This is a genomic window from Pseudoalteromonas sp. 2CM28B, from assembly GCF_023161935.1.
Genome location: NZ_JALNTH010000004.1, coordinates 254,630 through 276,826, shown reverse-complemented (window position 1 = coordinate 276,826; position 22,197 = coordinate 254,630). Strand labels below are relative to the sequence as shown.

The 22,197-nt window shown below is 41.3% G+C and carries 20 protein-coding genes; 7 read left to right on the top strand and 13 right to left on the bottom strand.

Features of this window, described 5'->3' with window-relative positions; translation table 11 throughout:
• Positions 1 to 24: 24 nt before the first annotated feature.
• From MTN96_RS08025 to MTN96_RS08005, 5 genes are all read right to left on the bottom strand, one after another.
• The gene (locus tag MTN96_RS08025; RefSeq protein ID WP_248531147.1) at positions 25 to 1,326 is read right to left on the bottom strand and encodes an MFS transporter; all 1,302 of its coding nucleotides are present in this window, start codon (positions 1,324 to 1,326) and stop codon (positions 25 to 27) included.
• A 4-nt stretch (positions 1,327 to 1,330) separates the two neighbouring features.
• Positions 1,331 to 3,271, bottom strand: a complete 1,941-nt coding sequence (locus tag MTN96_RS08020) for a bifunctional diguanylate cyclase/phosphodiesterase (RefSeq protein ID WP_248531146.1) — start codon at positions 3,269 to 3,271, stop codon at positions 1,331 to 1,333.
• Positions 3,272 to 3,417: 146 nt separating this feature from the next.
• A complete protein-coding gene (yghU, locus tag MTN96_RS08015) occupies positions 3,418 to 4,257 on the bottom strand; it encodes a glutathione-dependent disulfide-bond oxidoreductase (protein ID WP_248531145.1) in 840 nt (279 codons plus the stop codon).
• A gap of 90 nt (positions 4,258 to 4,347) precedes the next feature.
• Positions 4,348 to 4,929: a rhomboid family intramembrane serine protease gene (locus MTN96_RS08010; protein WP_248531144.1), complete on the bottom strand. Its 582-nt coding sequence runs from the start codon at positions 4,927 to 4,929 to the stop codon at positions 4,348 to 4,350.
• Between the two features lie 104 nt (positions 4,930 to 5,033).
• Positions 5,034 to 5,717 carry a type 1 glutamine amidotransferase domain-containing protein gene (locus MTN96_RS08005; protein ID WP_029773419.1) on the bottom strand — a complete coding sequence of 228 codons (684 nt, stop codon included), beginning with the start codon at positions 5,715 to 5,717 and terminating at the stop codon, positions 5,034 to 5,036.
• A gap of 164 nt (positions 5,718 to 5,881) precedes the next feature.
• Here MTN96_RS08005 and MTN96_RS08000 point away from each other — a divergent pair, with 164 nt between their 5' ends.
• On the top strand, positions 5,882 to 6,805 hold the full coding sequence (locus MTN96_RS08000; protein WP_024034243.1) for a LysR family transcriptional regulator: 924 nt from the start codon (positions 5,882 to 5,884) through the stop codon (positions 6,803 to 6,805).
• 12 nt (positions 6,806 to 6,817) lie between these two features.
• Here the strand turns inward: MTN96_RS08000 and MTN96_RS07995 are convergent, their stop codons facing one another.
• The 5 genes from MTN96_RS07995 to MTN96_RS07975 form a co-directional block, all read right to left on the bottom strand.
• Positions 6,818 to 7,552 carry a dienelactone hydrolase family protein gene (locus MTN96_RS07995; RefSeq protein ID WP_248531143.1) on the bottom strand — a complete coding sequence of 245 codons (735 nt, stop codon included), beginning with the start codon at positions 7,550 to 7,552 and terminating at the stop codon, positions 6,818 to 6,820.
• 77 nt (positions 7,553 to 7,629) lie between these two features.
• On the bottom strand, positions 7,630 to 8,961 hold the full coding sequence (locus tag MTN96_RS07990; RefSeq protein ID WP_248531142.1) for a glycerophosphodiester phosphodiesterase family protein: 1,332 nt from the start codon (positions 8,959 to 8,961) through the stop codon (positions 7,630 to 7,632).
• A 55-nt stretch (positions 8,962 to 9,016) separates the two neighbouring features.
• Positions 9,017 to 9,880, bottom strand: a complete 864-nt coding sequence (locus tag MTN96_RS07985) for a carboxylate/amino acid/amine transporter (protein ID WP_248462566.1) — start codon at positions 9,878 to 9,880, stop codon at positions 9,017 to 9,019.
• Between the two features lie 103 nt (positions 9,881 to 9,983).
• The gene (locus MTN96_RS07980; protein WP_096042068.1) at positions 9,984 to 12,119 is read right to left on the bottom strand and encodes a M3 family metallopeptidase; all 2,136 of its coding nucleotides are present in this window, start codon (positions 12,117 to 12,119) and stop codon (positions 9,984 to 9,986) included.
• 211 nt (positions 12,120 to 12,330) lie between these two features.
• Positions 12,331 to 12,537, bottom strand: a complete 207-nt coding sequence (locus tag MTN96_RS07975) for a hypothetical protein (protein WP_004587392.1) — start codon at positions 12,535 to 12,537, stop codon at positions 12,331 to 12,333.
• 197 nt (positions 12,538 to 12,734) lie between these two features.
• On the opposite strand from MTN96_RS07975, the gene MTN96_RS07970 reads away from it, so the two are divergent.
• The 6 genes from MTN96_RS07970 (at position 12,735) to yegD (ending at position 19,690) form a co-directional block, all read left to right on the top strand.
• A complete protein-coding gene (locus tag MTN96_RS07970) occupies positions 12,735 to 13,598 on the top strand; it encodes a mechanosensitive ion channel family protein (RefSeq protein WP_024034237.1) in 864 nt (287 codons plus the stop codon).
• A gap of 409 nt (positions 13,599 to 14,007) precedes the next feature.
• Positions 14,008 to 16,272 (top strand): TonB-dependent receptor, encoded by a 2,265-nt coding sequence (locus MTN96_RS07965; protein WP_024034236.1) that lies wholly within the window; start codon positions 14,008 to 14,010, stop codon positions 16,270 to 16,272.
• Positions 16,273 to 16,378: 106 nt separating this feature from the next.
• A complete protein-coding gene (locus MTN96_RS07960) occupies positions 16,379 to 16,678 on the top strand; it encodes a hypothetical protein (protein WP_004587389.1) in 300 nt (99 codons plus the stop codon).
• Positions 16,679 to 16,731: 53 nt separating this feature from the next.
• A complete protein-coding gene (locus MTN96_RS07955) occupies positions 16,732 to 17,388 on the top strand; it encodes an HAD family phosphatase (protein ID WP_248531141.1) in 657 nt (218 codons plus the stop codon).
• Positions 17,389 to 17,421: 33 nt separating this feature from the next.
• Positions 17,422 to 18,264 carry a DNA ligase gene (locus MTN96_RS07950; protein ID WP_248531140.1) on the top strand — a complete coding sequence of 281 codons (843 nt, stop codon included), beginning with the start codon at positions 17,422 to 17,424 and terminating at the stop codon, positions 18,262 to 18,264.
• Positions 18,265 to 18,325: 61 nt separating this feature from the next.
• Positions 18,326 to 19,690 (top strand): molecular chaperone, encoded by a 1,365-nt coding sequence (yegD, locus tag MTN96_RS07945; RefSeq protein WP_248531139.1) that lies wholly within the window; start codon positions 18,326 to 18,328, stop codon positions 19,688 to 19,690.
• Positions 19,691 to 19,701: 11 nt separating this feature from the next.
• On the opposite strand, the gene MTN96_RS07940 is transcribed toward yegD, so the two are convergent.
• Genes MTN96_RS07940 through MTN96_RS07930 form a run of 3 tightly spaced genes read right to left on the bottom strand, consistent with a single transcriptional unit; the run spans position 19,702 to position 22,058 of the window.
• Positions 19,702 to 20,166, bottom strand: a complete 465-nt coding sequence (locus MTN96_RS07940) for a methylglyoxal synthase (RefSeq protein WP_004587385.1) — start codon at positions 20,164 to 20,166, stop codon at positions 19,702 to 19,704.
• 60 nt (positions 20,167 to 20,226) lie between these two features.
• Positions 20,227 to 20,868, bottom strand: coding sequence for a LysE family translocator (locus MTN96_RS07935; RefSeq protein WP_154944778.1), 642 nt, complete (start codon positions 20,866 to 20,868; stop codon positions 20,227 to 20,229).
• Positions 20,865 to 22,058 carry a multidrug effflux MFS transporter gene (locus tag MTN96_RS07930; RefSeq protein WP_248531138.1) on the bottom strand — a complete coding sequence of 398 codons (1,194 nt, stop codon included), beginning with the start codon at positions 22,056 to 22,058 and terminating at the stop codon, positions 20,865 to 20,867. The genes MTN96_RS07935 and MTN96_RS07930 overlap by 4 nt, the downstream gene beginning before the upstream one ends.
• Positions 22,059 to 22,197: the final 139 nt, after the last annotated feature.

The window sequence follows — 22,197 nt, the reverse complement described above, 5'->3', positions numbered from 1 at the left end:
GTCACGTATTATTGCGCATTGGTATTACTCCGCTTGAGGCAAAAAAATCGCGCTAATAGCACCTAACAAACCGAGCAGGCTATACAGCAGAATAAGCTGTGCGGTTGATAAAAATGCTTCTAAAAGCCCTATACTGCCTAACATTAAAAGCAAAATGCCAATTACAGTATTACTAACCGACACGTAATCAGTGCGTTTATTGCCTTGTGCCATATCCACTAAATATGTTTTACGCCCGAGCCGTACGCCTTGATGAGCAATGCAAAGCAAAAAATAAAAACCAGGTATTACCCAAGCATATTCAAACAGCTGGCTATACCATGTGGCTATTACAAACACGCTCACGCCGTTTATGGTGACAATCAACGCACTGATCACAAGCACCTTTTGGCTAGAAAAATCGCTGAGTCTTCCCCATATTGGCCCAGAAATTAAACTTGCTAAGCCAGACACGGCTAAAAATACTGCCAATAATGAAAATTCAAACTGCTGAGAGCTTGCTAAAATAATATAAAAAGGCGCGCTTAGGGCTGAGCAAAGTAAAAAGGCGCGGGTAATTACAAAGTGTGCAAATTGTTTATCTTGATAAAGCAGCTTTAATTTACTTAGCGCATTTAAAAAGCCATTTTTACCGCCTTGTGTCGCCCCTTTGTATTCGTTTATGCGGCTATAAAAAAGTGCAGCAACAACCCACAAAACGGCGCCTAAACACAGCGCAATTAATACCGTATTTTGCTCTTTTTGCCCCGAAAAAAACCACATCATTAAACCAAAAGTGAGTGTGGCAAAGCCGGCAATACTTGCCGCCAGGCCACTAATATTGCCCCGCTTTTTTTTAGGAATAACTTTACCTAATACATCTTTAGCGGCAATAGAATTAAACCCGCGGGCGAGACTAAAGAGCACCAGCAGAGCTAAAATTGCATAGCCAGCCTGAGCGCCTTCTAACACAAATGAAACACCAACCATAGCGCCAATACATACCGCTTGGGCAAATGCACCGCAAACCCAGACCCACTTTCTTACAGAGAGTTTACGGATAATATTGGCTATCGCTAATTGTGGTAATAAAGAGCCCGATTCTCTTATAGGCACGAGCCACGCTATAAACGCGCTTGGCACGTTTAAGCTTTGCATTAACCAAGGCAGAGTTATTTTAGGGTTGAGGAGGGCATCGGCAAACTTACTAAAAAGCTGGCTTGTTAATAAAAGAATAAAGTTACCGGCCACTTCTTTGCAGTCATCTTCGTTTATGTCTTTACAGGCGCGTGCGTCTTCATCGTTGTTAAGGCGTTTATAGACTTGCTCTTTAGTGAGTTTTTTCATACTGCTAGCTACACAATTTGTTTTGCTCTTTGAGGTACGAATCTACAAAGTGTTGTTCCATAGGTTTAGAAAAGTAATAACCTTGTAGGTGAGACACACCAATTTCTTTTAGCATGTTGGCTTGCTCTAGGGTTTCTACACCTTCAGCGACTACTATAAAATCAAGTGTTGAGGCCATTTGCACAATCGCATGAATTATACTTAAGCCTCGCTTATCCATGTTTTGAATGAAGCTTTTATCTATTTTTACTATGTCTACACCAATATCTAACATGCTCGACAAGGAAGAGTACCCAGTACCGAAGTCGTCAATAGAAATACAAAATCCTTGTTTTTGAAGCTCTTTTACTGCTGCTAAAAAGGTGAGCTTATCTTCAGCAAACACAGATTCAGTGATTTCAAGGTGCAGGTTTTCTGGCTTTACGCCGTATTGATCAACGATATTTACAACCTTAGTGACAAAATCAGGGTCTTGAAGTTGTATTACAGATACATTAACGCTCACAGCAATAGGGGGTTGTACGTTTTTAAACGTGCAAGCTTGCACACACGCTTGCTCAATAACCCATAAGCCAAGTTCGGTTATGAGGTTGTATTGCTCGGCAATGGCAATAAATTCATCAGGAAATATCGCTTCGTCATTTAATTGCCAGCGTAAAAGTGACTCAAACGAGGTCACCTTCGCTGTTTGGCTATCCACAATAGGCTGAAACACTAACCGCAAGCCGTTGTCTTTTATTGCACTTGCCAAGCGCTTACTGAGTAATTGTTCGCGCTCTTGTTGGCGCTTTAAGTCATTGTTGTAAATATTTACGCAGCCTTTGGCAATACGTTTTTGATGGTACATAGCTAAATCTGCTGAACGAATTAACGCGCTTAAATCGCCTTCATGCTCAGGAAATAACGCTATGCCAATAGTGGCAGATACCCAGCTTTGGTATTTATATCGTTCATGCTCGGCACGAATGCTTTTAATAACCTTTTTGGAAAAATCAAATAAGTCTTGTTCATCCTCATAGGTTGTTAAAATTAAAAATTCATCTCCGCCCCAGCGGCATTTGTATAAGTGGCGGGTGCAAACGTTAGTGAGTCGCTCGGCTATTTCTTTAAGTACTTGGTCGCCAACTTTATGACCCATAGAGTCATTAATTTGCTTAAAGCCATCTAAGTCTACAAACAGTAAAGCGAGCTTTTCCTCGGGGTGATCTGCCAGTTGTTTATTTGCCACTTTTAAAAAAGCGGTTCGGTTTAACAAGCTTGTTAGTGGATCAGTATTTGATAAACGGTAAATTTCTTCTGTGCGTGTTTCTACTTTGCTTTCCATTTCGTTAAGTAGTTCGCGGTTTTGATTTCGTAACTTTATGGCCGTTTGGGTAAATGTGGCCGACTTATAAGAAGAGGCGACCATAATTGCCGAAAAAGTAATGCCCAAAAAGCCTAATACATAGTGGTAATAGTCATCAGATAAGGTTAGTACTATAGAGTAAGGCATTAATAAAATAATGCTGTAACACACCGAGGTAAAGCGACTACCCGAGAGCAAATTGGCTGAGCCACCAGCAAATGCCGACAAAATAGCTATTGTGGTGGTAATTTCAACGGTGGATGAGCTTTTATGAAACCACAGTGCGTAACATGACCACGAAATCGCGGTCGCTATACACCCCACCGAAAAGCGTTTTAAAAAGTTATTTGCATTAAAAGGCTGGTTAACTTCTTTGGTGTAGTTAAAGTAAATAACATCCATTAGCCTTGCTGCTAAAACAACCAGCATAAAAAAAAGCCAAATTATTTTTTCTTGATTTGTTCTTTCATCCGTTAGGTCAAATGCAAATACAAGTACAAAGCTAACTAACGCCGAAACACCAATGCCAGATAAAGCATTAGAATATAAAAGTTTTACGGCTTCTCTGCGTTCATCACTATTTAAATTTTTATATTGCACTCATTAAAGCCTTATGAAAAGTAATGCGGGTATAGCAGGTTACATTTTATAAAAACACAATAATAAATATAGTTTAATGACAGGGAAAATGCAGATTTTAAATAAAAAAATGCCCATAACACAATGTCTTGTTATGGGCTGTTAGATTAAAAGTCGCTGGCGTTATGTCGTTCGCTAAGTTGCTCTTCTTCAGGGCCCCAGGTGCGATTAACACGTTGACCGCGTTTAACAGCGGGGCGCTTTGCTATTTGCTCTGCCCAGCGCATTACATGAGTGTAAGAGGCAACATCTAAAAACTCAGCGGCGTCGTATAATTTTCCAAGCACCAACGAGCCATACCAAGGCCAAATGGCAATGTCGGCTATAGAGTATTCACTACCCGCCATGTATTCGTTTTCACTTAAGTGGCGATTTAATACATCGAGCTGGCGTTTAGTTTCCATAGTAAAACGGTCTATTGGGTATTGCATTTTTGTTGGTGCGTAGCTATAAAAATGACCAAATCCGCCACCTAAATAAGGCGCTGAACCCATTTGCCAAAATAGCCAATTACGGCACTCGGTCTTGGCTTTAAAATCTTTTGGGATTAGCACATCAAATTTTTCTGCCAAGTATTGTAAAATTGAACCCGACTCAAAAATGCGTGTTGGTGGCGTGGTAGAGTGATCCATTAGCGCAGGAATTTTAGAGTTTGGATTAATATCAACAAAGTCTGAGCCAAATTGGTCGCCTTCGCCAATGTTAATTAAATAGGCATCGTAGTCGGCATCGGTTAGGCCAAGCTCTAATAACTCTTCAAACATAATGGTCGCTTTTTGGCCATTAGGCGTGGCTAATGAATAAAGTTGAAACGCATGCTTGCCAATGTCTAAGGTTTTGTCATGAGTGGCGCCAGCAATAGGGCGGTTAATATTAGCAAATTTACCACCACTTTCTCTGTCCCACGTCCAAACTTTAGGCGGCGTGTATTCGTGTTCATTACTCATAAATAACCTCAATTTAAAAATGTAATTAATTTATATACTCATAGATAACAAGCTGGGGGCGTAAAAAATTAATTAAAGGCAATGAAAAAATTATCGTGCTTTTAATTTATCTGCTTTGGCAAGTTTATACCCTAAAAAGAACCCACTTAACGCACCAAAAAGGTGACTTTCGAACGAGACATGAAAGCGTTGTGGTAGCACGCCCCAAATAAAGCCGCTGTAAAGCACTGCCACTACTAGGGCAATAACAATAGACTTAAATGAGCGCCTAACCACGCCATAGCACAGTATAAATCCCCATAAACCATAAATAACGCCGCTTAATCCAACATGAAAACTACTTCGACCAAAGGCCCACACTAATAGCCCGCCAATTAACGCAGTAAATATAAACACGGTATAAAAGCGTTTTACACTGTATTGGCAAATTAGCCAGCTAAGTACAGCAAAAGGCAACATGTTGCTAGCAAAGTGCCACCAGCTGCCATGTAAAAATGGGGCGCATAAAATGCCGATTAACCCTTGAACGCTGCGAGGGTAAATACCTAAACCATTAAGCGTAATGCCAGGTAAACTATTGATCACTTGTAGTATTAGGCATATAAAAACTACGCTAAATATTGCAAATCGCGTACCGGTTATCAGTGAAGATGATGATGGGGTAGTTGGCATATAAACGCCTTAGTAGGATTATTTTGTACCAGTATAGGAGTATGTTTTCGCTATTAAAAGCGATTTAATAAGCGCGGCGTTATGCGCCGCGCACAGGGGGTATTTTAACCTAATTTGGTTAATAGCTTTTTCGCCGCAAGCTCTGAACTTGCTGGGTTTTGGCCTGTAATCACTAAACCATCTTCGAGCGCTAATACGCCCCAGTCGTCAGTTTTTTGATAATCGCCGCCTTTTTTAATGAGTTCATCTTCAACTAAAAATGGCACTACGTCTGTTAATTGCACGGCGGCTTCTTCTGAGTTAGTAAAGCCTGTTACTTTTTTACCGGCTACGAGCGCATTGCCCTGTGCATCTTTAACATTTAAAAAAGCGGCACTTGCGTGGCAAACAGCCGCTACTGGCTTTTGCTCTTTTACAAACTTTTCAATAAGTGAGATTGAATCGCTGTTATCTACTAAATCCCATAGTGGGCCGTGGCCGCCTGGGTAAAATACCGCGTCAAAGTCGCTGGCGTTTACTTCACTTAACTTTTTGGTGTTTGCCATAAGTGTTTGTGCTGCGCTGTCGTTGTCATAGCGCTTTGTTGCATCGGTTTCAAAGTCAGAAAGCGTGCTAGTTGGGTCAATCGGCGGTTGGCCACCCGCAGGGGAAGCAAGTGTTACCTCTGCACCAGCATCAACAAATGCATAGTAAGGTGCTGCAAATTCTTCTACCCAAAAACCTGTTTTTTCGCCTGTGTTGCCAAGCTCTGAATGTGAGGTAAGTACCATAAGTATTTTTTTAGCCATAACAATATTCCTTCGATTAGTGAGTAAATTAAAGCTTGGTGTTAACCAAGGTGCTGTAATAACTATATGCACTTAAAAGGATTTAAACAACGATGATAAATTTAACTTTATTGGTTTAATTGTTGATACAATTATTGGGTTGAATAATCATTGGTGGGTTTGTTATGAAAGTGTCGTTTGAGCAACTTAAGAGCATGGTGGTATTTGCGCAAATTGTCGAGCAGGGCAGTTTAACCGCGGCTGCAAAGCAGTTGGGGTTAACGCGTGCGGTGGTAAGTTATCACCTTAAAAAATTAGAAACGCAATTAGAAGTTACGCTGCTAAATCGATCAACACGTACTATGGCTTTAACTGAGGCGGGTATTGCGTATTATGAGCGCTGTAGAGTGATCACAGAACAAGCAAACGCAGCTAATCAGCAAATAGAAAACATTAAAAGTGAGCCACAAGGAGTATTAAAAATTAGCTGCCCTGTTAATGTAGGCATGCAACTAATTGTGCCTGCAATTAATACGTTTAAACGCCAATACCCCAAAATTGAAATAGACCTGCAACTAACCGATGATGTGGTTGATATTATAAAAAACGGCTTTGATATTGCTATTCGTGGGGTCGCTTTAAGCGACTCAAATTTACAAGCCACTAAACTAACAACCATGAGTACCTGTATTTGTGGCTCAGCTGAGTATTTTGAACACTTTGGCAAACCTAAAACGCCAGCTGAATTAGCCTTGCATAAATGGGTGGTGTACCAACTTAGCAGTAAAACATTAACCCTTAGCAAAGAGGGCAAAAAATACGATGTAATATTACAAGGCGGCATAAGCACCAATAATGCCGCGGCGCGTACCGCGTTTGTAGAGGCTGGGCACGGGCTTGGGCGCATTCCGTTGTATGATGCGTGGCCTAAAGTGCAAGCAGGGCTGTTAGAAATAATACTCGATGATTATAAAACAAAAGATATTGAGCTTTATGGCGTGTTTCCACCTGGGGCGGCAGGCTCCAAAAAGCTCAGGTTGTTTATTGATTATTTAAAAGCATATTTTGTTAAACAGCATACTGCACTGGGCATGCTAAAAAGCACGTAAAACCGCACTTAATTACAAAGTACGATTAAATAATGCAACCGCTTGTTGGTACATAGTAATTGCAAGCGCGGCATCGTAACGCTCGCCCTCATCACGCATAAACGCATGCTGTGCGTTTACTTCTTGCCAGTGGTAGTTAATACCCGTGGCTACACATTGCTGGTAAATTTTACTTCGGCCTTGTTGCGGTACATGTGGGTCTTGCTTACCCCAAATAAAGTGTATTTCACCTTGAATATCAGCCATGCGTTCAAACGAATTGTTACCTGCATTAGCAGTTAAGGTATCACTATGAATATCGGTGGCGTATAAACAAAATGCGGCTTTTATGTGTGGGTTTAATGCGGCTCTGTAAGCTAAATGCCCACCAATACACACTCCCATGGCGCCTACTGTGCCAGAGCAGTAATCTTGGCTTTGTACAAAGTCGATGAGTGCTTGTGTGTCGCTGTCGTGGTGCTCAAGTGGCTTTTGCCATTTATCGGCATTGCCTTTATCTTTACCCGCGTCATCGTACGCAAGTACAGTACCAATCGGGTTTAGCTCATGAAATACCTCAGGCACTAACACAACAAAACCATGGCTTGCTAAAATAGCAGCGCTGCGCGCAATAGGCGCGGTTTGCTGAAAAATCTCCGAGTAAAAAATAATACTTGGGTATTGGCCAGCTGCTTGTGGGCGGTAAACGGTAGTACGCATTAAGCCTGTTGGGGTGGGTAGGTCGGTATTATGTTGTTGGATTATCATAAAAGCGCTCAGTTAAATAATTAATAAGGTTATGGTAACTGAGCGCAAAAAAATAAACGACCACTGATACTGGTTTTTTAAATGCTTGCAGGCATTTTATTACAACTTGCGTAGTAGCTTACGGTCGCGGGCCAATCCGAAAATATACCCATAACCCCGACATCCTGCGCGAGTACATCAACCACCGTCATCATGTCGCCATCGTTATCGATAACATCGGCGATTGATTGATAGTAGTAGCCACCGCCCTCGTTAAGAGGCCCCGAGCGCTCAAGGCTCCATGCTATCAGTTCAAGCCCTGCAGCTTTTGCGTCAATGGCGTATTGTGAGGGGACAATATTACTTTCGTTGTCTATGGTGAGCATCATCCAAATAGGGGGCGCTAATATTTTAACGCCATCGGCTACTAGCTCTTCCATACTTGGTTGCCATGTTGCAGGGTTACTTGGATCAAAGCCCGCTTCGCTGTCACGGCCATCTAAATATACGCTTTGATTTGCAAAGTCGGGGTTGTTATTTATCCAATATTTCACATCATCAAGATTAAACGATTGCGGGTACACATCACTGCTTGGTACGTCCAATTGCGTGTACTCATCAAGCATTTTTTGCGCGTATTGCTGTTGTGTCATTCCCTCAAAAGGCATGCTCACTTGCGGAGATTTTAGCTCTGGGGTCATTTTTACATCCAAGCTTTTAAATAACTCAATACTTTGTTTATGAGTTACTAATGTTCCACTTGTGGCGTATAAATCGGTGCGCCAGCTGGGCGTGCCCTGCATATATTCACCAACAGTAGTGGCTTGGGTGTTGGCGCCATCCATTTTACCTTCAAGCGTTAAAAATTCGCTCAGGCTGATATCACTTGTGCAGCATTTAGCGGTGGCAGGCGTGCCACTTGCTGCGTTAGCTGGAGTAAAAGGCACACTGCATTTAGCGGCAAGTTCATCAATGGCTAATATATTGGTGGTGGTGTGCAAATCGCACTGAGAGTGGCGACACACGAGCTCTTTGTCGCTGGTAAAGGTTACATCGCACTCGACAATACCTGCGCCCATACGCGCCGCAGCTGTATAAGACTCCTTTGTATGCTCAGGGTATTGCATTGGCGCACCACGATGACCAATAGAAAAATCTGTACGGTAAAATGGCCCATCCGTACACGATTCTAATTTTGTTTTTAAATCGCTCTGTGCCATATCGTTAATAAGGTAGTCGGCACGAGTACCTAATTGAATATCAGGCGCCTCGCCTTTTGCAACTTCAACAATTACAGGCGTCGGTACTTCAACAACCTCAACGGTGGTATTGGTAACGACTACGTCTTTTTCTACAACTTCGACATCGTCGTCGCAGCCGCTCAGTAGCGCAAGTATTACTGAGCTTGTTATTAGGGTGAGATGTTTCATGTTTGTTCCTTAACGTTATTTTATTCAACCCTAATCGCATTCAATGACAAATTAGCTACAAGGATGTGACGTTCTGTTTATTTGTCCCTATTTGATTAATTACCAGTGCCGCTAACATAATTGCACCCCCCATACTTAAGCGCATAATGTCGGCATTTTTATTCCATATAAGCACGTTAACAATAATACCGGCAGGAATAAGCACGTTGTTCATAACGGCTAATGCTCCCACATTTACTTTTGTTGCTCCTTTGTTCCATAAAAAGTAACCAAGGCCCGAGGCAACAATACCTAAATATATTAAAATACCCCACTGAGTAGGTGTACTCGGCAATTTGCTTGTATTGCCAAATAAAGCGTAGCAAGCACTCGCCACCACTAAGGCGCCAATAAAAAACCAACCAAATACGGTTTTGTCATCCAACTGATTAGTGGCCATTAAACGTTTATAAGTTACTTGTCCGGTGGCAAAACTAATATTGGCACCCTGAACCAGTAATAAACCGATGATGAAATGACTATTGAGGCTTTCCCAGCGAATAGCTACCGCGCCCAGTACGGCAATAAGCGCAACCGCAAAAAAGCGAGGGTTAAAATGCTTATTAAATGCATCGTTTAAAAGCGTTATATAAAGCGGCGTCATAACGGTAAAGAGCAACACTTCGGGTACGCTTAAAAATAAAAAGGAGTGATAGTAAAAGCTGTACATAACACCTAGTTGCACAGCGCCTATCAGCATTAACTTAAGTGCGAGTGGTTTTGAGGTAAGTTTAGGTTTTAAAAAGGGTAAAAAAACCAATGTGGCTAATGCAACTCGTATTAATACGCTAAACCACGCATCAACTTGGCCTGCTAGGTACACACCAATTAAACTAAATGAAAAAGCCCAAAGTAGGGTAACTGCAAATAAATAGCCCATAATTGTCGTTTTTTATAATTTATAGTGTGGCTAGTTTATCTGTTATAAACAATAAAAGCCCGCAAGCGGGCTTTTATAAGGTTAAAATTAATAAACGAGGTTATTAATCAACTAAACCACGGCGCTTAAGAAGTGCGTCTGTCGTTGGTTTTTGGCCTCTAAACTCAATGTAGCTTTGCATTAAATCGCGGCTGTTACCTTTTGATAGGATTTCTTCACGGAACTTGTCACCGTTTTCACGGGTTAGGCCACCGTTATTTTCCATATGGGCAAACGCATCGGCTGCAAATACTTCAGTCCATAGGTAGGCGTAGTAACCTGCTGAGTAACCACCGGCAAAAGTATGGCTAAAGTAGTTTGATTTATAACGCGGTGGCACTGGGTAGTAATCAATACCGTGTGCTTTTAGCGCATCGCTTTCAAACTTTTGAACATCACTGATTTTTTTATCAGAACCAAATGAGTGCCATTCCATATCAAGTAAAGCAGCTGCTAAGTATTCAGTAGTACCAAAGCCTTGGTTGAATTTTTGCGATGCTAATACTTTATCAAGTAATGCTTGTGGAATTGGCTCACCTGTTTTGTAATGCTTAGCGTAGTTAGCAAGTACCGTAGGTTCAATCATCCAGTCTTCGTGTGCCTGTGAAGGAAATTCAACAAAGTCACGTGCTGTAGCAGTACCCGCTAGGCTTGGGTATTTAACATTTGAGAATAAACCGTGCGCAGCATGACCAAATTCATGGAACATAGTCGATACTTCGTCGAAGGTCATTAGCGTTGGCTCACCTTCAGCTGGTTTTGGAATGTTTTGTGCGTTGTAAATAACCGGTTTAGTGCCTTTTAAGCCGCTTTGGCTTACATATGCACTCATCCATGCACCGCCACGCTTACCTTCACGTGCGTATGGGTCCATGTAAAATAAACCAATAGCGCTGCCATCTGCGTTAAATACTTCGTACGCTGTTACATCTTCGTGGTAAACAGGTAAGTCTTTACGCTCTTTAAAGGTGATACCGTAAAGCTTGTTCATTGCGAAGAATAAACCATCATGGATCACAGAGTTCATTTCAAAGTAAGGCTTAACTAGCGCAGGATCTAGGTCGTACTTTTCAGCACGTACTTTTTCTGCGTAAAACGCCCAGTCCCATGGCTTAAGCTCAAAGCTTTCGCCAGAATCGTTAATTACTTTTTGGATAGCGGCCGCTTCTGCTTTGGCTTTTTCAACAGCTTTTGGTGCAAGGTCATCTAAAATGCCGTACACGTTGTCGGTTGTTTGTGCCATACGCGAAGTCATTACATACGATGCCCAATCTTTAAAGCCTAACAGCTCTGCTTTTTGTGCACGCAGGTTAGTTTCTTCAATAATGATAGGGCCGTTAGTTTTAGCAGCACGGTTTGTAGAGGCTTTAAAAATTTGCTCGCGTAGTTCACGGTTTTCAAGGCTTGATAAGATAGGCTGCTGAGTGGTATTAACCAAGGTGATCATGTAGCCGTCTTTGCCTGCTTTTTTAGCTGCGGCTGCAAGGCCTGCAATTTCACCTTCAGATAGGCCAGCAAGTTTAGATTTGTCTGTAACAACAATAACGTCTTCTTTAAACGATTTTAAAATGTTTTGAGAGAACGCAGTAGATAGCTCTGCAAGCTGAGCGTTTATTTCACGCATTTTTGCTTTTTCAGCATCGCTTAACTTAGCACCGGCTTTTACAAATTGCTTGTAGTAGAAATCAACTAAGCGTTGATCTTCAGCGTTAAGCGCATCTTTATTGTCGTAAATAGTTTGTACACGCTTAAATAACGCACCATTTAGGTAAATGTCATCAGAGTGAGCAGATAATACCGGCGCCATTTTTTTGCTTATACGTTGGTATTCGTCATCTGAAATTAAACCCGATAGGTTGTAAAAAGCAGCAGATACGCGGTTTAACAACTCACCAGATTTTTCCATCTCAACAAGTGTGTTTTCAAATGTTGCTGGTTCTGGGTTGTTTGCAATTGCTTGAACTTGCGCAGTGTGCTGAGCAATACCTGCATCAAAGCCTGCTTCGTAGTCTTTTGTACCAAACTTATCAAACTCTGGTGCCATGTATTGTAATGGGCTTGGTTTGAATAATACATTGTTTGCGTTCATATCTTGCACTTGTGCTGCGCTCTCTTTAGCTGTGTTCTGAGTTTCGTTAGATGAACAAGCAGATAGGATTAGGGCACTAGCAATAGTAGTGGCGATCAGTGTTTTACGCATAATAACTCCATAAAAAGATGAGCCGAAATAGGCTTTTCGAGTCGAAAACCCAGTTAACTTATCAAATTTTGGCGTTTATACAATAAAGTTTATCGGTATTAAGCGGGATTTAAACGCAAATTAGCTACTAAAAATGCGATTTGGAGGGAAAGTAGCCTTAAAAATAAACGTAAGGCTACTTAAATATTGTATTGTGTGTGTTTTTTAAAGGCTAGTTATAGCCAAGAACAAAGCGTTTTTCAGAACCAAAGCTATTAGATTGCTGGCCAAATTCTTTATTAATAGTAGCAAGTGTTTGTTCTTGCTCAGCAAGAAGGCACAAAATTTTATTGCGGTAATCTAGGCTGCTTTCAAACAAATTTAAATCTACCTGCGGCTGCAAAGTAGCGAGTCTTTGATTTAGAGTAAGTTGTGACATATGTAATCTCCAGTGCTTGTACACTATTTATATAGCACTCGGTGCAATAAAGAGTTAATAAATTGTTTAAACAAAAACGTTAAATCTATTAACTTAGCGTTTTAACACTATTATGCCGTGCTAAGCTTAGCGAAGACTGAACCACACTCATTTTTACTGAACAAATAACAAACAATAAATAATACTTTGGAAAATACATGACGCTCGAACACATTCAACATTATCTCAGCTTGGTTATTTTTACCTATAACGACGTACACATCACTGTGGCTAAGGTTATACAAGTTCCTTTAATTTTATTTGCTATGTGGTTTGTAGTAACGCGCATTGGCAAACTTATTAAAAAAACACTGCTGGCAAAAAAAATCAGCCAAGACGCGGTTCATCTATTTACGCGCATTTATTTTATTTTGAGTATCGCAATATTAATTTTCACCTCGTTAGAGGTTTTAAGTATTCCGCTTACGGCCTTTGCATTTGTATCAGGGGCCATAGCCATTGGGGTTGGATTTGGTGCGCAAAACATTATTAATAACTTTATTAGTGGCTGGATTTTAATGTGGGAGCGGCCAATTCGTATTGGGGACTTTTTAGAAGTAGGTAATGCAAAGGGCGTAGTAGAAACTATTAATACGCGCTCTACCCGCATTCGCCGTAACGATGGTGTGCATATGTTAATCCCTAATTCGCAACTTTTAGAAAACACAGTGACTAACTGGACCTTAATAGACGGTAATGCCCGCTCTTCGGTTAGCGTAGGTGTTGCTTATGGCAGCGATGTATTGTTAGTTAAAACGTTAATTCAACAAGTGCTTGATGATCATGATGCGATACTAACAAATCCAAAAGCCTCTGTTTTATTTGACGACTTTGCTGATAGCTCACTGGTGTTTAATGCAATTTTTTGGGTTTGTGCAGAGTCAGAAACCATGCTCAGAAAAGTACGTAGTGATATCCGTTTTAGTATCTATGCTGTTTTTGAAAAACACGATGTGGTGATTGCGTTTCCACAGCGCGATATTCACATTGATGGAGAAATTGCGTTAAAGCGTACTCAATGAATTTAGCCTTTAAAATTTAGCAAGCATTAACGGGTTTTAACTGCGCGTTTCTAGTTTGGGTTTATTTGTAAAAATACGCAGTTTGCTACTTTAAAGTGACTTTTGAAAGAAAGGACATATGTCCGCATTATTAGTCTTTTGCATCTAAAAGCGGGTAAAAAAGCTATAAAATGAGGTTAAATGTTGCAAAAAAGTTTACTTTTTTGTACATATTTATGCAGTAAATTTGTAATACGATGGTATAATCTTCATCGTTCGTTCAGCCTCATTACTCCGTTTTTGTACTCTCGGTGATGAGGCCCGCGCGCCATAAAGCTAGACGCGAAAAATTGTACGAGCCCGCAATGAATACATTGCGCAACACAAAAAACCGTTGAACAAGAGTGCATACAAAAGGTTTATACCCGACATGAAAGCAATCAAAAAAACTGCAATAGCGACCATAATTAATGCTGCTTTATTATCTGCAGCTGGTACCTCTGTTTCTACTCTTGCTGCTGAAGAAGAAACTGCAAAAAAAAATAACCAATTAGAAGTTATTCAAGTTACTGCTCGTAAACGTGTAGAAAATGCACAAGAAGTGCCTGTTGCTGTATCTGCATTACAAGGTGATAACCTTGATGCTTATAGTTCTGCTGGTATGGATATTCGCTTTATGAGTGCGAAAATCCCAAGTCTTTCAATCGAATCATCGTTTGGACGTTCTTTCCCTCGTTTTTATGTTCGTGGTCTGGGTAATACCGATTTCGATCTTAATGCCTCACAACCTGTTTCATTAGTTGTTGATGAAGTGGTTCAAGAAAATGCCATTTTAAAAGGCTTTCCAGTATTTGATGTTGAGCGTGTAGAAGTACTACGTGGTCCACAAGGTACTTTGTTTGGCCGTAATACGCCGGCTGGCCTAGTTAAATTTGATACTGTTAAACCAAGCCAAGAATTTGAAGGTTATGGTGCTGTTTCTTACGGTAGCCGTGGCGCTGTAGATACTGAGGGCGCTGTAGGTGGTGCATTAACTGACCGTTTATCTGCACGTGTTTCTTTGCTATGGCAAGATAAAGATGATTACATCGACAACCAAGCGCCTGGCTTTGAAGCGAAAGACGAGCAAGGCGGCTACACAGAAAAAGCAGCGCGTATTCAGTTTTTATACGAAGGCGATGACTTTACTGCTCTTCTAAACTACCACACGCGTGACTTAGACGGCTCACCAATTGCGTTTCGTGCAAACGTTATTGAATCAGGCTCAAACGATTTAGTAGATAACTACGAGCATGACGTTGTTTATCAAGATGCCGCGGTACGCAATACCCAGCAAGTTGAATCTGAAGGCGCAAGCTTAAAGCTTGAGTGGGATATTAGCGATGAATACACGCTAACCTCTATTTCAGGTTGGGAAAGTGCAGAAATATACTCACGTGCAGATATTGACGGCGGTTACGGTGCTTCTTATATCCCTGATTACATGGGTCCAGGTTTTATTCCGTTTTCTTCAGAAAGTGCGGATGGTATTCCAGAGCAAGATCAGTTAACGCAAGAGCTTCGCCTTGCTAGTAACTTCAGCGGTGACTTAAACTACCAAGTTGGTCTTTTTTACTTTGATGAAGAGCTTACAATCGAAAACTTTAGTTACGATACGTTCTCTTCACCTGCTGGCGCTTTAAACGGTTATGTTCAGCAACAACAAGACACAACAGCATGGGCTATTTTCGGCTCTGTAGATTACATCTTCTCAGATAAATTAAAAGTAACAGCGGGTCTTCGTTACTCTGATGACGAAAAAGATTTTGTTGCAGACCGTACAATTAGCCCAATTGGCGGTGGTGCTTTATACGTAGAGCGTAGTGTAAGTGACAGCCATGTAAGCTGGGATTTATCTGCAAACTACAAAGTTAATGACGATGTAAACTGGTACAGCCGTGTAGCAAACACGTTCCGCGCACCTAGCTTACAAGGTCGTATTTTATTTGGTGATGACGTAACAACGGCTGAGTCAGAAACCGTTACTTCATTCGAAACCGGTATTAAATCAGACGTGCTAGACGGCCAAGGCCGTGTAAATGCAACGGTATTTTACTACACAATGGACGACCAACAGCTTACTGCTGTAGGTGGTGGTGCTAACTTTAACCGCCTAGTTAACGCTGATAAAACAACAGGCTACGGTTTTGAGCTAGATACAGAATGGGTATTAAGCGATGAGTTTAATGCAACATTTAACTTAAGCTACAACAAGACTGAAATTAAAGATGATGAGTTAGCTGTAGCGGTATGTGCTCAATGTATCGTGAATGACCCTATTAACGATGCAGGTTTAGCCGTACTAGATGGCAACAGCTTACCGCATGCTCCTGAGTGGATCTCTAACTTTACCCTTCGTTATACGAAAGAACTTGAAGATGGTAATTTCTTCGCATTAGGTGATATTTCTTACCGTAGCGAAATTAACATGTTCCTATACGATTCAGTAGAATTTGAAGGTAAAGCATTAACAGAAGTAGGTTTACGTGCAGGCTACGAGTGGGCTGAAGGTGACTACGAGTACCAAGTATCTGCATTTGTTCGTAACTTATTTGATGAGCAACAAGCAATTGGTGCGGTAGACTTCAATAACAATACGGGTATTGTTAATGAAGAGCGCTACATTGGTGCTGAATTTAAAGTTAACTTCTTCTAAAGATAACCTTAAATTTTATTAATTTTTAAAAGCCTGCCTCGTGCAGGCTTTTATGTTTTTATAAAGCTGGTAAAGTAGCGTTAATTAACTTTAATGAGATAGAAAAATGGCTGGATTTTGGAACTACCGTGTAATTTTTTGTGAAGCAACGAAAGACGAAGCAGCGCAATACCAAATACACGAAGTAGAATATAACTTAAATGGTAAAGTAACTAATTGGTCAGAAACAGGCGCAGCACCTTTTGGTACAACGCTAGATGAGTTAGCAGCTGATGCCGATCGTTTAAAAACGGCGCTAGAAAAACCAGTACTTAAGGTTGTGCGCAAAGCCCGAGGCTACGAACTGGTTGATGTTGAAACCGGTGAGGAAGCATTTGCTGAGCCACCTGCTGGCTTAACAGCATAATATTATAAAGGCGCCTAGGCGCCTTTTTTAACGTTAAAATTTAAGGAATGAGGATGAGCTTAAACGCAGTATTGTTTGATATGGATGGCACGCTAGTTGACTCTGAAAGCATGCACTTTGAGTGTTGGAGCCAGCTGCTTGCACCCTACAATGTAAGTTATAACGAAGTGGAGTTTTGTCAGCGCTTTTCAGGGCGCCCAACGTTAGAAGCAGCAATTGATATTAAAAATGAGCATAATTTAGACGTCAGCGCACAGTTTTTAGCAGATGAAAAATATCGGTTATTTGGTGAATACGTAAAAACTAATTTACCGCCTGTTATGCCTTTTACTGAGCAAACCTTACACGCTGTTAAAAACAGTGGGCTAAAAATGGCGTTAGTAACCGGTAGTGCTCGCAGCGAAGCCATGCCTATTTTAAAAGGGCTAGGTTTTTATGAGTTATTTGATACTGTAGTGACAAAAGACGATGTAACAAATCCAAAGCCAGCAGGCGATCCTTATCTTTTAGCGCTTGAGCACATACATGTAGCCCCAGAGCATGCAATTGCTGTAGAGGACACCTTTACGGGCGTTTGTGCTGCATCTAATGCACAGGTTAGAGTCGTTGCGATTGCAAATCATCATACAATTGACCATGACTTTAGTAAGGCGACGTACAAAATGGCTGACCTAGGTGAGTTTTGGCAGTGGGTCGAATCTCAACTATAGTTATAGCCTTATTTTATTTGCAGGGATGCAGTAATGGCTCAGCTAAAGTACTTACTTTTCATTGTCATCTTTATTGGCTCATCGCTTGTTTTTGCGGCGCAGCCTCAGGTGTTATTGGCAAAAGTATATGATGAATCTAAACATGGCAATATTAGTGAATACCTCGTCAGTGAAAAATTTGATGGTGTAAGAGCAATATGGACGGGCGATAAATTTATTACCCGTAAAGGAAATGCGATTAACGCCCCGAATTGGTTTACGGCGCCATTACCAAATGTTTGGTTAGATGGGGAGTTGTGGATAGCGCGCACTCAATTTTCTTTGGTCAGTGGGATTGTAAGAACCAAACGCCCCAGTAATTCAGATTGGCACGCTATACGCTATCAAATATTTGATATGCCAGACTCAACCCTTCCTTTTAGTGCGCGTTATAAAAACTACCAAGCCTTGGTAAAACAAATCAATAAGCAGCATATAACTGCAGTTAAGCAACACCGCTTTACTAGCACAGCCCAATTAACAGCGTACTTTGAAGATTTAACTAAGCAAGGGGCTGAAGGGGTGATGCTGCATTTAGCCAATGCTAAATATAAAAGCGGGCGCAGCAATACATTATTAAAGTTAAAGCCCTATCTTGATGCTGAAGCGGTTGTGATTGCACATTTACCGGGTAAAGGAAAATACACCGGTATGTTAGGTGCATTAAAAGTAAAAACACCTCATGGGCAAATATTTAAAATAGGCACGGGCTTTAGTAACAAACAGCGCCAAACACCTCCGGCTATAGGCAGCACGGTAACGTATCGGTACCACGGGTTAACAAAGCATGGCTTACCACGTTTTGCGAGCTTTTTAAGGGTGAGGGAGGGCCATTAGCGTTTATAATGTTGGCAAAGTATGCTAAATTGCGCGGCCTTTTTCTAATGTATGGTGAAGTATGTTTGTAGGTTTTGATTACGGTAGTTCTAATTGTGCCATGGGTGTTATGGAGCAAGAGGAAGTACAGTTAGTGCCACTTGAGCAAGGAAAACATTATTTACCTTCTACTCTTTATACGCACCATAGCGCATTAGTTGTCGACTTTGTGGCAAAGCATGTAAAAGGCACTGCCCACGAGCATAACTTTTTAACGCAGCGCCAAGCTTTATTAAATACACTCCCGCGTATTAAGTCAGATCTTGATTTAGAACCTACAGATGAAACGCTTTTTATTGGCCGTGAAGCCATTAGTGAATATGTGCAGTTTCCTGAAGAAGGCTACTTTGTAAAATCACCTAAATCGTTTTTTGGTGCCACAGGCTTAAAGCAAGGGCAAATTAATTTTTTTGAAGATATTGCTACCGCAATGATTTTAAAAATAAAGCAACGCGCGGAGCTTTCACTTAAAACCCCCCTTACGCAAACGGTTATTGGTCGTCCAGTTAACTTTCAGGCTGTTGGCGGTGAGCAGTCAAATCAGCAAGCCGTAGGTATTTTAGAGCGCGCAGCTAAGCGTGCGGGCTTTAAAGATGTGGAGTTTTTATACGAACCGCTTGCAGCAGGGATTGATTACGAAAGTAGTTTAGTGGACGACCAAAAAGTGCTGGTTATTGATATTGGCGGTGGTACCAGCGATTGCTCGTTTGTACAAATGGGGCCAAGCTTTAGAGGTAACAGTGAGCGCGATGATGACTTTTTAGCCCACAGCGGTAAGCGAGTTGGCGGGAATGACTTAGATATAGCGCTTAGTTTTCATGGTTTAATGCCATTGCTTGGTTTAGGCAGTACCTTTAAATCCGGCCTACCTTTACCAAACCAACCTTTTTGGCAAGCCTGTAAAATTAATGATGTAAATTTACAAAGTCAGTTTTATAGTGAAAGCCACTATCGAGAACTCACTGCCCAATTACGCGATGTCAGTGCACCTGCGCTTTTCAAACGCTTAATTCATCTACAGCAAAATAAACAGGGCCATCAGTTAGTACAGCAAGGTGAGGCGGCTAAAATAGCGCTTTCATCGGCAGATGCTTTTGATTGCGATCTTCGCTTTTTAGATAATGACCTTAGTAAAAACCTATCGGTTAGCGATTTAGCGGTTGCAGTAGAAAGTAGTATTAGCCAAATAGTAACGTTAGCAAAACAAGCAATTACCGATGCAGGAACCACCCCAGACGTTATTTATTTAACAGGGGGGAGTGCGCAGTCACCACTTATTAAAGCCGCGTTAAGTGAGCATTTAGGTGATATTAAAATGCTGAATGGCGATCACTTTGGTAGTGTAACGGCTGGCCTAACAAAATGGGCCAGCATGCTTTATAAGTAGCTTAAAAGGCTTTAAAGACTGATTTGTCGGGTTGCGAGGTATTTTTCGTAATCTGGCAAAGTACGTTCAAGCTCAGTGTCCATTAAGGGCGAGCTTAATAACATGTCGGCGCTGACTTCATTACAGGCCACAGGAATATTCCAAACAGCAGCTAAACGCAGTAATGCTTTAACATCAGGGTCGTGTGGTTGTGATGCCAACGGATCCCAAAAAAACACCAATACATGAATTTCGTGCTCGGCAATTTTAGCTCCTAGCTGTTGATCGCCCCCCATAGGACCACTTAATAGCTGAATAACCTCTAGCCCGGTGGTTTTTTCGATTAAATGGCCTGTGGTGCCAGTACCGTATAAGGTGTGTCTGCTTAAGGCTTCTTTGTGTTTTTCGCACCATAATTTAAGCGCGGCTTTTTTACCATCATGCGCAACTAAGGCAATATTTTTATTAGCGGGTAGCGATTGTTTTTTTTGTTCCATGCTGCATCTTATTTTGTTGAGTAACCAAGGCTTTGGTTAAGTAATACCAATTTAGTGTAATTAGTATAATAAATTAATGGCCAGTGCAATAAATACCATGCCGGTCACTCGGTCTATCCAAAGTTGGCTATGTGGGTATTTTTTGAAAAATTGCGCTATTTTGTCGCCAAAGTAAATATACGTACAGTCAATTGGGAAAGCAAAAATAGGGTAGAGCAGGCCAAAAAATGCTAATTGAAACGTTGCCGATGATAAGCTTGGGTCTACAAACTGCGGGATAAAAGCAATAAAAAACAACGCGACTTTAGGGTTTAATACCTCGGTCATCATGGCTTGAAACATGACATTTGGCTTTTTACTGGTGCTTACATGGGGCTTATCATCACTAGCGCAATCGGCGGTATTTGGCTGCGAAAAAGTGCTTTTAATCATCACAAACCCTAAATAGCACAAATAAGCCGCGCCTAAGTACTGTACTGCACTATAAGCGGTGGGCGAGGCTTTTAACACCGCGCTTAATCCAATAACAGCAAAAAATGTGTGTATTACTCCACCTAAAGCAAAGCCAAATGCGCTTTGCATACCTGCCGCTCTGCCATTGGCAAATGTTTGCGCCATTAAAAATGCGTTTGATGGTCCAGGGGCCACCGCCATTAAAAAGCTCGCTAGTAAAAATGATGCTAAAAAATCAGGGTTGATCATGTATTAACCGGGTGCAATGTATGGGCTTTTTTACTCATTAAAATTAGCCAAAGTGGTGCCAGTAACAATAAATGAAAAGCAATTAGCCAAGGTGTGCTAAGGCCTAAATATTGCGTTAAAAACACAAGCACACTAGCGCCACTCATTTGCATAGCACCAATTAAGGCAGAGGCTGTACCGGCTTGTTTAGGAAAGCGCGATAACGCCATACCAGCCGCAGAGCCTAAGCTTAGGGCAAAACCAAGTGCTGCAATTAAAATAGGTAGCATAAGTGCAATGGCCGATTCTATATGGCTAAGTGTAATCATTAATATGCCAGATGACACCAATACTGTAACCCCAACACGCAGGGCTTTTTGGCTATTACGTTTAATATAAATGGGGGTAATAAAGCTGGCTACAATACTTAATACGGCATTGAGCGTAAACCAAAAAGTAAAGTCGGCAACGGTGCCCCCTAAGTGCGTAATTATCCACCCAGGTGCCAAGGTGACATACACAAGAATCGCCGACATGGCGACCATACACAGTAAGCTATTAAATAAAAATATCGGTGTTTTTAATATTGGCACAAAGCGGCGTAAGTCCAATATATGCCCTTGGTAGTGACTATCAGCAGGGCGGGTTTCTCTAAATAAGGTGAGCGTAATAACTAGGCCCGCTAACGCAAATAAGGTTAAAAACATAAAGTTCATGCGCCAGCCAAATTGCACGGTAAGCCAAGCACCTAAAATAGGCGCAAGCGCAGGAATAAAACACACTATTCCATTTAAATAGGTAATCATTTGCCCGCTGCGTTCGCTGCCGTATTTATCACGTACAATGGCAAAAGCAACCACAAACGTAGCACATGCACCTAACCCTTGCAGAGCGCGTGCAAACATTAATACAGCAAAAGAGGGCGCCATGTAGGCAAGTAAGGCTGAGCCTGCATACAAGCTAACACCTACAACCGCTACCGGCTTTCGGCCAAACTTATCAGCAAGCGGCCCTGCAATTAATTGCCCTAAACCCACAGTAAGCATAAAAATAGCCACTGTTTGCTGAACCTGCTGTTCGGTTACGTTAAATTGCGTGGCAATAGTTGGAAAAGCGGGAAGATAAATATCAATTGCCATAGGGCAAAATATTACGAGTAACGCTAAGATGAGTAATAAAATTAAGTTAGGTTTAGCGGGCTGTGTTTGCATTAGGTCTCCTTTTGCTGGCTATTTTAGGTGCCCGCTTATAAAAAAGAAAGGGCTTATGAGTGAGCCACGCTTTATTGTGATAAATATTTCATGACATTAGGATTAACAGCGCGGTGAATTGCGCTTTTTTTAACTGGTC

Excerpts from the sequence above, each read along its gene's own strand:
- MTN96_RS08025 (WP_248531147.1), bottom strand. The coding sequence starts at position 1,326 with ATGAAAAAACTCACTAAAGAGCAAGTCTATAAACGCCTTAACAACGAT.
- yghU (WP_248531145.1), bottom strand. The coding sequence starts at position 4,257 with ATGAGTAATGAACACGAATACACGCCGCCTAAAGTTTGGACGTGGGAC.
- MTN96_RS08010 (WP_248531144.1), bottom strand. The coding sequence starts at position 4,929 with ATGCCAACTACCCCATCATCATCTTCACTGATAACCGGTACGCGATTT.
- MTN96_RS08005 (WP_029773419.1), bottom strand. The coding sequence starts at position 5,717 with ATGGCTAAAAAAATACTTATGGTACTTACCTCACATTCAGAGCTTGGC.
- MTN96_RS08000 (WP_024034243.1), top strand. The coding sequence starts at position 5,882 with ATGAAAGTGTCGTTTGAGCAACTTAAGAGCATGGTGGTATTTGCGCAA.
- MTN96_RS07995 (WP_248531143.1), bottom strand. The coding sequence starts at position 7,552 with ATGATAATCCAACAACATAATACCGACCTACCCACCCCAACAGGCTTA.
- MTN96_RS07990 (WP_248531142.1), bottom strand. The coding sequence starts at position 8,961 with ATGAAACATCTCACCCTAATAACAAGCTCAGTAATACTTGCGCTACTG.
- MTN96_RS07985 (WP_248462566.1), bottom strand. The coding sequence starts at position 9,880 with ATGGGCTATTTATTTGCAGTTACCCTACTTTGGGCTTTTTCATTTAGT.
- MTN96_RS07980 (WP_096042068.1), bottom strand. The coding sequence starts at position 12,119 with ATGCGTAAAACACTGATCGCCACTACTATTGCTAGTGCCCTAATCCTA.
- MTN96_RS07975 (WP_004587392.1), bottom strand. The coding sequence starts at position 12,537 with ATGTCACAACTTACTCTAAATCAAAGACTCGCTACTTTGCAGCCGCAG.
- MTN96_RS07970 (WP_024034237.1), top strand. The coding sequence starts at position 12,735 with ATGACGCTCGAACACATTCAACATTATCTCAGCTTGGTTATTTTTACC.
- MTN96_RS07965 (WP_024034236.1), top strand. The coding sequence starts at position 14,008 with ATGAAAGCAATCAAAAAAACTGCAATAGCGACCATAATTAATGCTGCT.
- MTN96_RS07960 (WP_004587389.1), top strand. The coding sequence starts at position 16,379 with ATGGCTGGATTTTGGAACTACCGTGTAATTTTTTGTGAAGCAACGAAA.
- MTN96_RS07955 (WP_248531141.1), top strand. The coding sequence starts at position 16,732 with ATGAGCTTAAACGCAGTATTGTTTGATATGGATGGCACGCTAGTTGAC.
- MTN96_RS07950 (WP_248531140.1), top strand. The coding sequence starts at position 17,422 with ATGGCTCAGCTAAAGTACTTACTTTTCATTGTCATCTTTATTGGCTCA.
- yegD (WP_248531139.1), top strand. The coding sequence starts at position 18,326 with ATGTTTGTAGGTTTTGATTACGGTAGTTCTAATTGTGCCATGGGTGTT.
- MTN96_RS07940 (WP_004587385.1), bottom strand. The coding sequence starts at position 20,166 with ATGGAACAAAAAAAACAATCGCTACCCGCTAATAAAAATATTGCCTTA.
- MTN96_RS07935 (WP_154944778.1), bottom strand. The coding sequence starts at position 20,868 with ATGATCAACCCTGATTTTTTAGCATCATTTTTACTAGCGAGCTTTTTA.
- MTN96_RS07930 (WP_248531138.1), bottom strand. The coding sequence starts at position 22,058 with ATGCAAACACAGCCCGCTAAACCTAACTTAATTTTATTACTCATCTTA.